This window comes from Pseudomonas sp. LBUM920 (assembly GCF_003852315.1).
Lineage (GTDB): Bacteria > Pseudomonadota > Gammaproteobacteria > Pseudomonadales > Pseudomonadaceae > Aquipseudomonas.
In genome coordinates this window covers 768,609-782,500 of record NZ_CP027762.1, presented here as the reverse complement: position 1 = coordinate 782,500, position 13,892 = coordinate 768,609, and the positions used below count along the sequence as shown (strand labels likewise).

The 13,892-nt window shown below is 60.8% G+C and carries 13 protein-coding genes (1 of these 13 only partly in view); 8 read left to right on the top strand and 5 right to left on the bottom strand.

Going from position 1 to position 13,892, the window contains the following annotated elements; genetic code table 11:
• Both C4J83_RS03395 and aptA read right to left on the bottom strand, forming a co-directional pair.
• Positions 1–1,484, bottom strand: the 5' portion of a protein-coding gene (locus tag C4J83_RS03395) for a CoA-acylating methylmalonate-semialdehyde dehydrogenase (RefSeq protein WP_124416352.1). 10 nt of this gene lie to the left of the window's left edge; 1,484 of the gene's 1,494 nt are visible here — the first part of the coding sequence; the start codon lies at positions 1,482–1,484; its stop codon lies off the left edge, out of view.
• Between the two features lie 39 nt (positions 1,485–1,523).
• On the bottom strand, positions 1,524–2,873 hold the full coding sequence (gene aptA, locus C4J83_RS03390; protein ID WP_106577754.1) for an omega-aminotransferase AptA: 1,350 nt from the start codon (positions 2,871–2,873) through the stop codon (positions 1,524–1,526).
• Between the two features lie 125 nt (positions 2,874–2,998).
• Between aptA and C4J83_RS03385 the strand changes: the two genes are divergently transcribed.
• The 4 genes from C4J83_RS03385 to C4J83_RS03370 all read left to right on the top strand — a co-directional run bounded on the left by C4J83_RS03385 (position 2,999) and on the right by C4J83_RS03370 (position 6,742).
• On the top strand, positions 2,999–3,919 hold the full coding sequence (locus tag C4J83_RS03385) for a LysR family transcriptional regulator (protein ID WP_106577753.1): 921 nt from the start codon (positions 2,999–3,001) through the stop codon (positions 3,917–3,919).
• An 87-nt stretch (positions 3,920–4,006) separates the two neighbouring features.
• The gene (locus tag C4J83_RS03380; protein ID WP_124416351.1) at positions 4,007–5,401 is read left to right on the top strand and encodes a uracil-xanthine permease family protein; all 1,395 of its coding nucleotides are present in this window, start codon (positions 4,007–4,009) and stop codon (positions 5,399–5,401) included.
• Positions 5,402–5,488: 87 nt separating this feature from the next.
• On the top strand, positions 5,489–6,148 hold the full coding sequence (locus C4J83_RS03375) for a TetR/AcrR family transcriptional regulator (protein ID WP_106577751.1): 660 nt from the start codon (positions 5,489–5,491) through the stop codon (positions 6,146–6,148).
• Between the two features lie 12 nt (positions 6,149–6,160).
• On the top strand, positions 6,161–6,742 hold the full coding sequence (locus C4J83_RS03370; RefSeq protein ID WP_124416350.1) for an IMPACT family protein: 582 nt from the start codon (positions 6,161–6,163) through the stop codon (positions 6,740–6,742).
• 66 nt (positions 6,743–6,808) lie between these two features.
• Here the strand turns inward: C4J83_RS03370 and C4J83_RS03365 are convergent, their stop codons facing one another.
• Positions 6,809–7,225, bottom strand: a complete 417-nt coding sequence (locus tag C4J83_RS03365) for a hypothetical protein (RefSeq protein ID WP_106577749.1) — start codon at positions 7,223–7,225, stop codon at positions 6,809–6,811.
• Between the two features lie 82 nt (positions 7,226–7,307).
• Here C4J83_RS03365 and C4J83_RS03360 point away from each other — a divergent pair, with 82 nt between their 5' ends.
• From C4J83_RS03360 to C4J83_RS03345, 3 genes are all read left to right on the top strand, one after another.
• A complete protein-coding gene (locus tag C4J83_RS03360; RefSeq protein WP_106577748.1) occupies positions 7,308–7,658 on the top strand; it encodes a MerR family transcriptional regulator in 351 nt (116 codons plus the stop codon).
• Positions 7,659–7,683: 25 nt separating this feature from the next.
• Positions 7,684–8,370: an SDR family oxidoreductase gene (locus tag C4J83_RS03355; RefSeq protein WP_124416349.1), complete on the top strand. Its 687-nt coding sequence runs from the start codon at positions 7,684–7,686 to the stop codon at positions 8,368–8,370.
• A gap of 280 nt (positions 8,371–8,650) precedes the next feature.
• Positions 8,651–10,009 carry an 8-oxoguanine deaminase gene (locus C4J83_RS03345; protein WP_124416347.1) on the top strand — a complete coding sequence of 453 codons (1,359 nt, stop codon included), beginning with the start codon at positions 8,651–8,653 and terminating at the stop codon, positions 10,007–10,009.
• A 135-nt stretch (positions 10,010–10,144) separates the two neighbouring features.
• Here the strand turns inward: C4J83_RS03345 and C4J83_RS03340 are convergent, their stop codons facing one another.
• The gene (locus tag C4J83_RS03340) at positions 10,145–11,236 is read right to left on the bottom strand and encodes a calcium:cation antiporter (RefSeq protein ID WP_106577745.1); all 1,092 of its coding nucleotides are present in this window, start codon (positions 11,234–11,236) and stop codon (positions 10,145–10,147) included.
• Between the two features lie 194 nt (positions 11,237–11,430).
• Between C4J83_RS03340 and C4J83_RS03335 the strand changes: the two genes are divergently transcribed.
• Entirely contained in the window at positions 11,431–12,384 is a 954-nt protein-coding gene (locus C4J83_RS03335; RefSeq protein WP_124416346.1) for an adenosine deaminase, read from the top strand.
• A 136-nt stretch (positions 12,385–12,520) separates the two neighbouring features.
• On the opposite strand, the gene C4J83_RS03330 is transcribed toward C4J83_RS03335, so the two are convergent.
• Entirely contained in the window at positions 12,521–13,891 is a 1,371-nt protein-coding gene (locus tag C4J83_RS03330; protein WP_124416345.1) for an MFS transporter, read from the bottom strand.
• Position 13,892 lies beyond the last annotated feature (1 nt).

Genomic DNA, 13,892 nt, shown 5'->3' with positions numbered 1-13,892 from the left:
GGAAAGGCAAACTGCGACGCTTCATGGCTGGCCCGTTGCGGCCAGCGCTGGGTGATCGCCTTGCGACGGGTATAGAAACGCACCCCATCCGGCCCATAGGCATGCAAGTCGCCAAACAGCGAGCGCTTCCAGCCGCCGAAGCTGTGATAAGCCACTGGCACCGGCAGCGGGACGTTCACCCCGACCATGCCCACTTCAATCTCGTCACAGAACAGGCGCGCCGCCTCCCCGTCACGGGTAAAGATGCAAGTGCCATTACCGTATTCGTGATCATTGATCAGTTGCATCGCCGCTTCCAGGCTATCCACCCGAACGACACACAGCACCGGTCCGAAGATCTCTTCTTTATAGATGCGCATCTCAGGGGTCACACGATCAAACAGGCTGCCGCCCAGGAAGAAACCTTCCTCATGCCCGGCAACACTTAAACCACGGCCGTCGACCACCAGCTTGGCACCCGCCGACACACCGTCTTCTATATAGCCGCTGACCTTGTCGCGCGCCTGGCCCGTCACCAACGGCCCCATATCCAGGCCGCAGGACGTGCCCGCACCAATCTTCAGCGCTTTAACCTGCGGCACCAGCTTGGCGATCAACGCATCTGCCACCTGATCACCCACGCACACCGCCACCGAGATCGCCATGCAACGCTCCCCGCACGAACCATACGCCGCACCCATCAAGGCACTCACGGCGTTATCCAGGTCTGCATCCGGCATCAGCACCGCGTGGTTCTTCGCCCCGCCCAGCGCTTGCACACGTTTGCCGCGCTTGGTCGCTTCGGAATAAATGTATTCGGCAATGGGCGTCGAGCCCACAAAGCTCAGTGCCTTGACTTCCGGCGCTTCGATCAGCGCATCCACCGCGCCCTTGTCACCGTGCACCACGCTCAACACACCCTTAGGCAGGCCGGCTTCCTGCAGCAACTGCGCGATCAGCAGCGTAGAACTTGGATCACGCTCCGACGGCTTCAGGATGAAACAGTTGCCGCAGACAATGGCCAGCGGGTACATCCACAACGGCACCATCGCCGGGAAGTTGAACGGCGTAATACCAGCCACCACGCCCAACGGCTGGAAATCCGACCAGGCATCAATGTTCGGCCCCACGTTACGGCTGTACTCGCCCTTGAGAATCTCCGGCGCCGAGCACGCGTACTCGACGTTCTCGATCCCGCGCTTCAATTCACCCGCCGCGTCCTCCAGCGTCTTGCCATGCTCCTCGCTGATCAACTGAGAGATGCGTGCTTCGTTCTGCTCCAGCAATTGCTTGAAACGAAACATCACCTGGGCACGTTTGGCCGGCGGGGTATTGCGCCAGGCCGGGAACGCGGCCTTGGCCGAGTCGATCGCCTGTTGAATGGTTTCACGACTCGCCAGCGGCACTTGGTGAATCACCTGGCCGGTAGACGGGTTATATACGTCGGCACTCCGGCCGCTGTCATTGACCAACTCACCGTTGATCAAATGCTGGATAAGGCTCATGCAGGGCTCCTGAAAAGGTGTTCTATATAGAAGGAGAAATCAGTCGATCTTGTTCAGCACTTCGCCGACCGCGTCAAACAGGCGATCCAGGTCCTGCGGCTTGCTGTTGAAGGTTGGCCCGAACTGCAGGGTGTCGCCGCCAAAACGCACGTAGAAGCCGGCTTTCCACAAGGCCATGCCGGCCTCGAATGGACGCACGATGGCATCACCGTCACGCGGAGCAATCTGGATCGCGCCGGCCAGGCCGTAGTTACGAATATCGATCACGTTCTTGCTGCCCTTCAAACCGTGCAGCGCATTCTCAAAGTGTGGCGCGACTTCGGCCACGCTCTGCACCAGGTTTTCCTTCTGCAGCAAGTCCAATGCCGCCAGGCCAGCCGCGCACGCCACTGGGTGCGCCGAGTAGGTATAGCCGTGGGGGAATTCCACGGCGTACTCCGGCGTCGCCTGGTTCATGAAGGTCTGATAGATCTCGCTGCTGGCAATCACCGCGCCCATCGGGATCGCGCCGTTGGTGACTTGCTTGGCGATGCACATCAGGTCCGGGGTCACGCCGAAGCTGTCGGCGCCGAACATCGAGCCGGTACGGCCGAAACCGGTGATCACTTCGTCGAACACCAACAGGATGTTGTGCTGATCGCAGATCTCACGCAGGCGCTTGAGGTAACCCTGTGGCGGCACCAGCACGCCAGCGGAGCCGGCCATCGGCTCAACAAACACGGCGGCAATGTTCGACGCGTCGTGCAGCTCGATCAACTTGAGCAGCTCATCGGCCAAGGCAATACCACCCTGCTCCGGCATGCCACGAGAAAACGCATTGCTCGCCAGCAAGGTGTGAGGCAGGTGATCCACATCCATCAAGCCCTGACCAAACAGCTTCCGGTTACCGTTGACGCCCCCCAGGCTAGTGCCGGCGATGTTGACACCGTGGTAGCCACGGGCGCGGCCAATCATTTTGGTCTTGGTCGCCTGCCCCTTCAGCCGCCAGTAGGCGCGCACCATCTTCACCGCGGTATCGGCGCACTCGGAGCCAGAGTCCGTGAAAAACACGTGATTCAGATTGCCCGGCGTCAGGTCGGTGATCTTTTCTGCCAGCTGGAACGACAGCGGATGGCCGTACTGGAAGCCCGGGGAGTAGTCCAGGGTGCCCAATTGCTTGGCGACCGCTTCCTGGATTTCCTTGCGGGTGTGCCCGGCGCCGCAGGTCCACAGGCCCGACAACGAGTCGTACACCTTGCGGCCCTTGTCATCGGTCAACCAGCTGCCTTCGGCGGCCACGATCAGGCGCGGGTCACGCTGGAAGTTACGGTTGGCGGTGTAGGGCATCCAGTGCGCATCCAACTTCAATTGGCTGGCCAGGGACGTCGGGGCGTTTTCGGGCATGTTCATCAGCAAAACCTCGCAGGGCAAAAGGCAGCGTCGGGATTGAAAAGCGTTCTTGCAGCTAAATTGCCACGGGGATAAAGTCGGTGAAATTCAACTCTTCTAACCTTCAGTCAGGCCTTCACTAAACTATGAGCAGCCGCCGCCCCGACCCTCTGGCCCAAGTCAGTGACTTCGATATCCGCCTGTTGCGCATCTTTCGCAGCGTGGTGGAGTGCGGCGGCTTCTCGGCAGCAGAAACCGTGCTCGGCATTGGCCGCTCGGCCATCAGCCAGCAGATGAGCGACCTCGAACAGCGCCTGGGATTGCGTCTGTGCCAACGCGGGCGTGCCGGTTTCTCGCTTACCGAAGAAGGCCGCGAGGTCTACCAATCGGCCCTGCAGCTATTAAGTGCCCTGGAAAGCTTTCGCACTGAGGTCAACGGCCTGCACCAGCATTTGCGCGGCGAGCTGATCATCGGCCTCACCGACAACCTCGTCACCCTGCCCCACATGCGCATCACTCACGCGTTGGCACAGTTGAAGGAGCGTGGCCCGGACGTGCAGATACAAATCCGCATGATCGCCCCCAATGAAGTCGAGCAAGGCGTACTCGACGGCCGCCTGCATGTCGGCGTTGTCCCCCAGGCCAGCGCGCTGTCGGGCCTGGAATACCAGCCGCTCTACAGCGAACGGTCGCTGCTCTATTGCGCGGTTGGCCACCCGCTGTTCTATGCCGACAACAAACAACTGGACGACGCCCGCCTCGACAGCCAGGACGCCATCGCCCCCACCTTCCGCTTGCCCGCCGAGATCCAGGCGCATTACCAGGCACTCAACTGCACCGCCAGCGCCTCGGACCGCGAAGGCATGGCGTTCCTGATCCTCACGGGCCGCTACATTGGTTACCTGCCTGACCACTACGCCAGCCTGTGGGTGCAACAAGGCCGACTGCGCGCGCTGAAACCGACTACACGTTTTTACGATTTGAGCCTCGCATCGGTCACGCGCAAGGGCCGTCGCCCTCATTTGGTGCTGGAAAGCTTTCTCGAGAGTCTGGCGGCAACGCGCTAGCTCGGGCCTTTCGCCAAAAGCTGAGCAACTGGACAGCTTTTTGCAAGGCACAAGGACCTTGAACCGTCCGCCCTGAGTTTGCCCGCCATGCCACCAGAAACCTCCAGCCCCAGCGACCTGATCTACGGCCTCAACGACCGCCCGAAACCCATCCCGGCAATACTGGCCGCCGCGCAACACGTGCTGGCGGCCTTCGTCGGCATTATCACGCCGCCCTTGATTATTGGCTCTACGCTGGGCCTCACCGCCCATTTGCCCTACTTGATCAGCATGGCGTTGATGGTCTCCGGCGTCGGCACCTTCATTCAAGCACGCAGACCCTTTGGCATCGGCGCCGGGATGATCTGCCTGCAAGGCACCAGCTTTGCGTTTCTCGGCGCGGTGTTGTCGGCAGGCTTTCTGGTCAAGCAACGCGGTGGTAGCCCGGAAGACATCATGGCAATGATCTTCGGCGTGTGCTTTTTCGGCGCGGCGGTACAGATCGTGTTGAGCCGCTTTATCGGCCAACTGCGCCGAGTGATCACGCCCCTGGTCACCGGGATTGTGATCACGCTGATCGGCATCAGCCTGATCAAGGTGGGCATCACCGACCTCGGCGGCGGTTTTAACGCGCCCGACTTCGGCGCTCCGGTGAACCTGGCGTTGGGCGTGTTCGTGGTGCTGACGATCATTTTGCTCAACCGCTCCAACACCCCGTGGGTTCGCCTTTCGGCGATCATCATCGGCTTGGCCCTCGGCAGCCTGGCCGCCTGGTTCAGCGGCAAACTGGTACCTCAGGCCCTGCCCGACTTGCCCTTGATCAGCGTGCCAATGCCCTTTCGCTTTGGTTTCAACTTCGACTGGAGCGCTTTTTTGCCCATCGCGCTGATTTATCTGATCAGCAGCATCGAGACCGTCGGTGACCTCACCGCCAATTGCATGATTGCGCGCCAACCCATCAGCGGCCCTTCTTATATAAGCCGACTCAAAGGCGGCGTCTTGGGCGATGGTGTGAGTTGCATGATCGCCGCTACCTTCAGCGCCTTTCCCAACACCACCTTTGCGCAGAACAATGGTGTGATCCAACTCACCGGCGTCGCCAGCCGTTACGTCGGCTTGTACATCGGCGTGCTGCTGTTCTGTCTCGGCTTGTTTCCGTTGATTGGTGCCGTGCTGCAGCAAATTCCCAAGCCGGTATTGGGCGGCGCCACCCTGGTGATGTTCGGCAGCGTGGCCGCTGCCGGGGTGCGCATCCTTGCGCAGGCGCCACTGGACCGGCGCAGCATGCTGATCATCGCCACCTCCTTCGGCGTCGGCCTGGGCATTGCCGCCCAACCGGACCTGTTGCACTTGATGCCGTCCCTGGTGCAAAACCTGTTCGACTCAGCCATCACCAGCGGCGGCCTGACCGCCATCGTGTTGTGCCTGTTGTTACCGGAAACCAAAACGACCTGCGCTGCCGCAAACCACGCGCCGGAAAGCGACACGCTGGAACCGCTTTGACGGTTTTATTGCATCGGGACTTGTCTGAGGCTTGAGGGTGGGTTATCTGTGCACACGTCGTCTCTATCGATCAGCACGGAAACCTCCATGAGCCTCGAAGTTCCTGCCCACAGCAACCACGCCGGTAAACCCGCCAGCCGCATTCGGCAAAAGAACGAACAAGCGATTCTGCAGGCTGCTGAAGACGAGTTCGCGCGCCATGGCTACAAAGGCACCAGCATGAACACCATTGCCTCGAGTGCCGGGCTGCCCAAGGCCAACCTGCATTACTACTTCACCAACAAGCTCGGCCTGTACATCGCGGTGCTCAGCAATATCCTCGAACTGTGGGACAGCACCTTCAACGCGCTGACCGCCGAGGACGACCCGGCCGTGGCGCTCACTCGCTACATCCGCACCAAGATGGAGTTTTCCCGGCGTCACCCACAGGCCTCGCGGATCTTCGCCATGGAAATCATCAGTGGCGGCGAATGCCTCACCGAATATTTCAGCCAGGATTACCGCGCCTGGTTCAGCGGCCGCGCCGCCGTGTTCCAGGCCTGGATCGACGCCGGCAAGATGGACCCCATCGACCCCGTGCACCTGATCTTCCTGCTGTGGGGCAGCACCCAGCACTACGCCGACTTTGCCACCCAGATCTGCCGCGTCACCGGGCGCACCAAGCTGACCAAACAAGACATGGAAGACGCCGGCAGCAACCTGATCCACATCATTCTCAAAGGCTGTGGCATCAAGCCCGCCCTATAAACGAAGCGACTTATGCCTTTCACGCTTACCGGCCTTTGCGAATTTCGTGAAGAAATACGCAAAAGCCGCTTTATTACCCTCGCGACGCCGATCACCAGCGCGCAAGACGCCCAAGCGTTTTTCGAGCAACACAGCGACCTCAACGCCACGCACAACTGCTGGGCCTGGAAACTCGCCGATCAGTACCGCAGCAACGACGATGGCGAGCCCGGCGGAACCGCGGGGCGGCCGATTCTGGCCGCCATCGAAGCCCAAGGCTTTGATCAGGTCGCCGTGCTGGTGATTCGCTGGTACGGCGGCATTCAGCTGGGCACCGGTGGCCTCGCCCGTGCCTATGGCGGCGGCGCGAACAAATGCCTGCAAAATGCCGAGCGCATCGAGCTGATCAGCCGCGTGCCACTGAGCTGCGCCTGCGGCTTTTCGGAGCTGAACCTGGTGAAACTGCGTGTCGCCGAACTGGGTGGGCTGGTGGTGGACGAAACCTTTACCGCCAATGGTGTGGAGCTGCAGCTGGCACTGGGCGAGGCGGCTATCGACACGCTGCAAACCCAACTCGCCGACCTGAGCCGTGGGCGCATCCTGCTGGAGCGCTGAAACTGCCCACATCTACTGTGCACCTGCCTGTGGATAACCTGAGCACATCCGCCTGTAACCCTTCTGTCATAAGGGCTTACGGGCGCCGGTCATTTTTTGATCAGTCTTCACGGGGACAATTTGCGCGATGCCCCACGCCCCCTCAAACAGCAACGTTACCCACAGCACCGCCGTCGCGCCCTGCATCAGCGCGTAGAGCTGCCAGGTCGCGAACAGTGCGCGGCCGGCCGCGTCATAGAGGCCAAACTGGCGCTGCGGGTCGCGAATTCGCAGCACTGCCCACACGCACACAATCGAGCCGAGCAAATTGGCCATCAGTACATGCGCCGGTGCAAACGCCGGCAACGTTCCCGGCAGGTTCAAACCCTGCAATACGCTGTGCACAAACACAAAGCTCCACGGTGTGACAAACGCCGCGGTCACGATCAAGTCATACCAGGCGCTGGCGCGCACCAGTGTTCGGTATTGGGCAGCGGTCCACATATCGGCAAGCTCCTTGAATTAAGAAGCCAGCAGGCTAAAGCCTGGAGTATGCTCCAGGGTCAAGCCCTTTCGAGCCCGCCCCATGCGTATTGGCGAACTAGCCCAGGCCAGCCAGGTCAGCCGCGACACACTGCGTTTCTACGAGCAGCGTGGGTTGATCGCAGCACAACGCAGCGCCAATGGTTACCGCGACTACCCGCCGGACATGGTGCAACTGGTGCTCTACATCAAAACTGCGCAACGCCTGGGCTTCAGCCTGGGCGAGATCGGCAGCAGCGTCGCCGCCCTCTGGCAGGCGCCCGACCCCGACAGCGCTGTCACACAATTGCTGCAAGACAAGCTCAACCTGATCGAAACCCGTATCAGCGAACTCGGCCACCTGCGCCAGGAGTTGCAGCAAAGGCTCGGGCAACGCTGTCCACTGAATCCGTGAACCTCCATTCCAAAGGATGCCTTTCATGTCTACGCCAAAAACCGCACTGATCATCGGCGCCTCGCGCGGGCTGGGCCTTGGCCTGGTCAAACAATTGCTTGAGGACGGCTGGGATGTGACCGCCACCGTGCGCGACCCGAACAAGGCCGATGCGCTCAAAGCCACAGGCCCGGTACACGTCGAGAAGCTGGACATAGACGATCAGCAAGCCGTGATCGCTCTGAGCCAGCGCCTCAAGGACCGCACCTTCGACCTGCTGTTCGTCAACGCCGGCGTCAAAGGCCCCGCCAATCAAGAGCCTGGCCACGCCACCCTGGCGGAAGTCGGCCAGCTGTTCTTCACCAACGCCGTGGCGCCGATCAACCTGGCCCAGCGTTTTGTCGGGCAGATTCGCAAAGACAGCGGCGTGCTGGCCTTCATGAGCTCGGTGCTCGGCAGCGTGACCATTCCCGACGGTGCGGACCTGGCGCTGTACAAGGCCAGCAAGGCTGCCCTCAACTCCATGACCAACAGCTTTATCACCCAACTCGGCGACCACAAGCTCACCGTGCTGTCGCTGCACCCGGGCTGGGTGAAGACGGATATGGGCGGTGAAAACGCGCTCATTGATGTCGACACCAGCGTGCGCGGCCTGATCGATCAGGTAAATGCCTACACGGGCAAGGGCGGCCATCACTTCGTGGACTACAAAGGCGACACCATCGCCTGGTAATACCCCGGTTCTACAGGCGGGAACGGGCCTGCCCGCGAAGACGTCGGCCCAGCCAACATTAATGTTGACTGGCGCACCGCTATCGCGGGCCAGCCCGCTCCCACAGGGGACTGCTTAACTGAACGGCATTGGTGACTCAAGAGCACCTCGCGCCTGCAGCTGGACCGGATCCGGAACTCCACGTAATCTATCGACCTCGCCTTAACCGGCGACCCTGGATCAGCAGACAGGGCAACACTGAGCTGGCAAACCTGAACCCATCATTCAGAGGAGCCGGCCAATGCCTGCGACCCGTATCTGGTTAAAAAACCCCCTCGCGATTTTCACTGCCAATGGCCTCGATGCCCGTGGCGGCCTGGTGCTGCAAGACGGTGTGATCACCGAACTGCTGGGCTGGGGACAAGAGCCTGCCGTGCCCTGCGCACAGGTGTTTGACGCACGCGAACATGTGATCCTGCCGGGGCTGATCAACACCCATCATCACTTCTACCAGACCCTGACCCGCGCCTGGGCACCGGTGGTCAACCAGCCGTTGTTCCCGTGGCTCAAAACCCTCTACCCGGTGTGGGCCCGGCTGACCCCGGAAAAGCTCGCCCTGGCGTCCAAAGTCGCCTTGGCGGAATTGCTGCTCTCAGGCTGCACCACCGCGGCCGATCACCACTACCTGTTTCCTGACGGCCTGGAAAATGCCATCGACGTGCAAGTGCAAAGCGTGCGCGAACTGGGCATGCGCGCCATGCTCACGCGCGGTTCCATGAGCCTGGGCGAAGCCGACGGCGGCCTGCCGCCGCAGCAGACCGTGCAACAAGGCCAAGTGATCCTCGACGACAGCCAACGCCTGATCCGCGCATACCATGAGCGCGGCGACGGCGCGCAAATCCAGATTGCCCTGGCGCCCTGCTCGCCGTTTTCGGTCACCCCGCAAATCATGCAAGCCAGCGCCGAACTGGCCAACAGCCTCGATGTGCGCCTGCACACGCACCTGGCGGAAACCCTCGACGAAGAAGACTTCTGCCTGCAGCGCTTCGGCCTGCGCACCGTGGATTATCTCGACAGCGTCGGCTGGCTCGGCCCACGCACCTGGCTGGCCCATGGCATTCACTTCAACCCGGATGAAATCGCGCGCCTGGGCGCCGCCGGTACCGGCATCTGCCATTGCCCAAGCTCGAACATGCGCCTGGCCTCCGGCATCTGCCCGACCCTGGACCTGCTCGCCGCCGGTGCGCCGATTGGCCTTGGCGTGGACGGCTCCGCGTCCAACGATGCCTCGAACATGATCCTCGAAACCCGCCAGGCCTTGTACATCCAGCGCCTGCGTTACGGCGCGGAAAAGATCACCCCCGAAGGCGTGCTGGGCTGGGCGACCAAAGGCTCGGCGCAATTACTGGGGCGTACGGATATCGGTGAACTGGCCGTGGGCAAACAGGCTGACCTGGCACTGTTCAAGCTTGATGAGCTGCGTTTTTCCGGCAGTCACGATCCGATTTCGGCGTTGCTGCTGTGCGGCGCCGACCGGGCGGATCGGGTGATGATCGGGGGCAAATGGCGGGTGATTGACGGGCAGGTTGAAGGCCTGGATTTGAAAGGTTTGATTGCCGATCACACACAGGCGGCGAAACAGCTGATCGCCGGAACCTAAGCCAGGCATATCAAAATGTGGGAGCTGGCTTGCCTGCGATAGCATCATCTCGGTGCAACTGAAAAACCTGGGTGTCTGCATCGCAGGCACGCCAGCTCCCACAAAACCCAGCTCCCACATTGAGTTCTGCGGTTTCTACAACCCCAACAGCGACAGCATGATAAACGTCGCAAACAACACGAAATGGGTCATCCCTTCGATGGCATTCGTCTCGCCATCGTTGAGGTTGATCGCACTGACAACCAGCGTGATCAACACCATCACGGTTTGCACCGGCGTCATCGCCATCTGGAACGGCTGGCCGGTGTAGAGCGCCATGGCCTCCATCACCGGCACCGTCAAAATCACCGTCGACAACGACGCACCGAGTGCGATGTTGACCACCGACTGCATGCGGTTAGCCAAGGCTGCCCGCAAGGCCGTCAGAATTTCCGGCGCCGCCGAAATAGCCGCCACCACAATCGCCGTGATCACCGGCGGCGCGCCCGTGCCTTCCAGGCCCAGGTCGAGGGTCTTGGACATCACCTCGGCCAGTGCGCCGATCACAACCACGCCAAACACCAATGTGCCAATGGAGAAGGCCAGGCTGATTGGCGGTTCCTGCTGTTCTTCGGGCTGTTTCTTGCGGCGTTTTTCCGGGTAGCTGTAGCTGAAGAAGTAACTGTGCGGCCCCACCTGCATGCGCAAAAACAGGGTGTAAAGCAGCACCATCGCGCCGATGGTGAACGCCGAGTAAATTTTCCAGTCGGCCTGGGGGATGAATTCCGGCACCACCATCGACACGCCCATGGCGGTGAGGATCATCACGCTGTAGCTGCGTGCCGAGTCATCGTTGTAGGACTGTTCGCCATGTTTGATGCCGCCCATCAGCGCAGCCAGGCCGAGGATGCCGTTGATATCGAGCATCACTGCCGAATAAATCGTGTCGCGTACCAAGGTGGGCGATGGCTCGTTGCTCATCATGATCGCCAGGATCACCACCTCCACCAGCACCGCGGCCAGGGTCAGGATCATGGTGCCGTAAGGGTCACCGACCTTTTCCGCCAGTTGCTCGGCGTGGTGGGCAACACGCATCGAGGCCACGACGATGAAGACGATCAACGCCACGCCGCTGAGCAACGCCACCATCTGCCCGCTGTGCAGCATCCAGTGCTCCAACGGGTAGGCGACGATGGCGGCAATCAGCGCCAGCACCATGTATTTTTCTTGCTTGAGGGATGTGAGCATTCCGGGCCTTTTCATGCAGCAAATCAGTCATTGATGGGGTACAGACTGCACCACGCCGCTAACGTTTCGTTACACCTTAGCTCACGTGCCCCTTGCACGAATAAAACCAATACTCTCCTGCTGGTCAGGTTTTGCCGATTATTTCGGCCATGGCCTGTAGAATGCCGCCATTGCACCTGATGAGAATTTAGAAAATGTACGATTGGCTCAACGCCCTGCCCAAGGCTGAATTGCACCTGCACCTGGAAGGCTCGCTGGAGCCTGAGTTGCTGTTCGCACTGGCCGAACGCAACAAGATTGCACTGCCTTGGAACGACGTCGAAACCCTGCGCAAGGCTTACGCCTTCAACAATCTGCAAGAGTTTCTCGACCTGTATTACCAGGGCGCCGATGTGCTGCGCACCTCCCAGGATTTCTACGACCTGACCTGGGCCTACCTGCTGCGCTGCAAAGAACAGAACGTGATCCACACCGAACCCTTCTTCGACCCGCAAACCCACACCGACCGTGGCGTGCCGTTCGAAGTCGTGCTCAACGGCATCGCCGCTGCGCTCAAAGATGGCGAGCAGCAACTGGGCATCACCAGCGGTTTGATCTTGAGTTTCCTGCGCCATTTGAGCGAAGCCGAAGCCGAGAAAACCCTCGACCAGGCACTGCCATTCCGTGATGCGTTCGTTGCTGTAGGCCTGGACAGCTCGGAAATGGGCCACCCGCCGAGCAAGTTCCAGCGCGTGTTCGATCGTGCCCGCCACGAAGGCTTCCTCACCGTGGCCCACGCCGGCGAAGAAGGCCCGCCCGAGTACATCTGGGAAGCCATCGACCTGCTGAAAATCCAGCGTATCGACCATGGCGTGCGCGCCATCGAAGACGAGCGCTTGATGCAGCGGATCATCGACGAGCAGATCCCGCTGACCGTGTGCCCGCTGTCCAACACCAAGCTGTGCGTGTTCGACGACATGGCCCAGCACAACATCCTCGACATGCTCGAGCGTGGCGTGAAAGTCACGGTGAACTCGGATGACCCGGCGTACTTCGGCGGTTATGTCACCGAGAACTTCCACGCGCTGCACACCTCGCTGGGCATGACCCAGGACCAGGCCAAACGCCTGGCGCAGAACAGCCTGGATGCGCGGCTCGTGAAGCCTTAAGCAACAACGGCTGACACGACAAAATCAATGTGGGAGCGGGCTTGCCCGCGAAGGCGATGTATCAGTCAATACCTGTGTCGACTGATGCACCGCCTTCGCGAGCACGCCCGCGCCCACAGTGGTGGTGTGCTGTTCCTCAGACTTCGGTCAGTTCTTCCAGCGTCTTGCCCTTCGTCTCCCGCCCAAATACCCACACCACCAGCGCCGCTATGGCAAAACACAGCGCGCCCAAGGCAAACACCCCGCCCTGCCCCGTTATCGGAAACACCAGCCCCGTTACCAACGGCCCGAGCAACGAGCCCACGCGACCAATCGCCGAAGCGAACCCGGAACCGGTTGCCCGCGCCGAAGTGGGATACAGCTCAGGCGTGTAGGTGTACAGCACCGCCCACATGCCAAACAGAAAGAACTGCATCAACAGTCCCGACGAAATCAGCAGCCCCACGTTGCCGCCAAACACAGCGCTTTGCCCGTACACAAACGCCATCACGCCACCGCCCAGCAAGGTCACAACGCAGACCGGCTTGCGCCCCCAACGCTCCACCAGCCAGGCGGCCATCAGAAACCCGGGAATCCCGCCCAGGGAAATGATCACCGTGTAGTACACCGACTGAGTGACCGCAAACCCCGATTGCTGCAACAACGCGCTCAACCAGGAGGTGAGCCCGTAGAAGCCGAGCAATGCAAAGAACCACACACTCCAGATCATCATCGTGCGTTGCCGATACTGCGGCGACCATAGCTGCTCAAACGCCGAGAAAAACGTCCCCGGCACGCTCTCAACCCGTGGCAGGGCAATCGGCGCAGGCAAGTCGGCGCGCCCCAGCGAAACGCGCACTTTTTGCTCGATACGCTGCAACACCTTATCCGCCGCCGCGTGCCGTCCGGCCTGCTCAAGCCAGCGCGGCGACTCCGGGATAAAAAACCGGATCGCCAACACAAACACCGCCGGTACTGCCAACACCAAAAAGATGTCACGCCAACCAATCACTGGCAGCAGGAAGTAAGACAGCACACCCGCCGCCACAAAACCCAACGGCCAGAAGCCATCCATCAGGGCGATATAGCGCCCGCGCCCCTTGGCAGGAATCAGCTCCGAAAGCATCGACTGCGCAATCGGAAACTCCATGCCCATGCCGATCCCCAGCAACACGCGAAACAGCGTCAGCGTCTCCACCGTCTGCGCCGTGGAACACAGGTAGCTGGCGACGCCCCACAGCACGATGCTCCATTGGAACACCGGTTTGCGACCAAACCGGTCCGCCAACATTCCGGATAAAGATGCACCGACCACCATGCCAAAAAAACTCGAACTGGCCAGCAACCCGGCTTGGGCCGTACTGAGGCCGAACTCGGTTTTGATCGACCCCAACAGGAAAGTCATCATCGCCAGGTCCATGGAGTCGAAGAAAAACGCCAGCGCGATGATGATGAAGATGATTCGGTGATACCCGCTGATGGGCAACCGTTCCAGCCGTTCTGCTGCACTATAGCCTTGCATGCCCATG

Coding starts and splice junctions, on each gene's coding strand:
- aptA (WP_106577754.1), bottom strand. CDS start 2,873: ATGAACATGCCCGAAAACGCCCCGACGTCCCTGGCCAGCCAATTGAAG.
- C4J83_RS03385 (WP_106577753.1), top strand. CDS start 2,999: ATGAGCAGCCGCCGCCCCGACCCTCTGGCCCAAGTCAGTGACTTCGAT.
- C4J83_RS03380 (WP_124416351.1), top strand. CDS start 4,007: ATGCCACCAGAAACCTCCAGCCCCAGCGACCTGATCTACGGCCTCAAC.
- C4J83_RS03375 (WP_106577751.1), top strand. CDS start 5,489: ATGAGCCTCGAAGTTCCTGCCCACAGCAACCACGCCGGTAAACCCGCC.
- C4J83_RS03370 (WP_124416350.1), top strand. CDS start 6,161: ATGCCTTTCACGCTTACCGGCCTTTGCGAATTTCGTGAAGAAATACGC.
- C4J83_RS03365 (WP_106577749.1), bottom strand. CDS start 7,225: ATGTGGACCGCTGCCCAATACCGAACACTGGTGCGCGCCAGCGCCTGG.
- C4J83_RS03360 (WP_106577748.1), top strand. CDS start 7,308: ATGCGTATTGGCGAACTAGCCCAGGCCAGCCAGGTCAGCCGCGACACA.
- C4J83_RS03355 (WP_124416349.1), top strand. CDS start 7,684: ATGTCTACGCCAAAAACCGCACTGATCATCGGCGCCTCGCGCGGGCTG.
- C4J83_RS03345 (WP_124416347.1), top strand. CDS start 8,651: ATGCCTGCGACCCGTATCTGGTTAAAAAACCCCCTCGCGATTTTCACT.
- C4J83_RS03340 (WP_106577745.1), bottom strand. CDS start 11,236: ATGCTCACATCCCTCAAGCAAGAAAAATACATGGTGCTGGCGCTGATT.
- C4J83_RS03335 (WP_124416346.1), top strand. CDS start 11,431: ATGTACGATTGGCTCAACGCCCTGCCCAAGGCTGAATTGCACCTGCAC.
- C4J83_RS03330 (WP_124416345.1), bottom strand. CDS start 13,891: ATGGGCATGCAAGGCTATAGTGCAGCAGAACGGCTGGAACGGTTGCCC.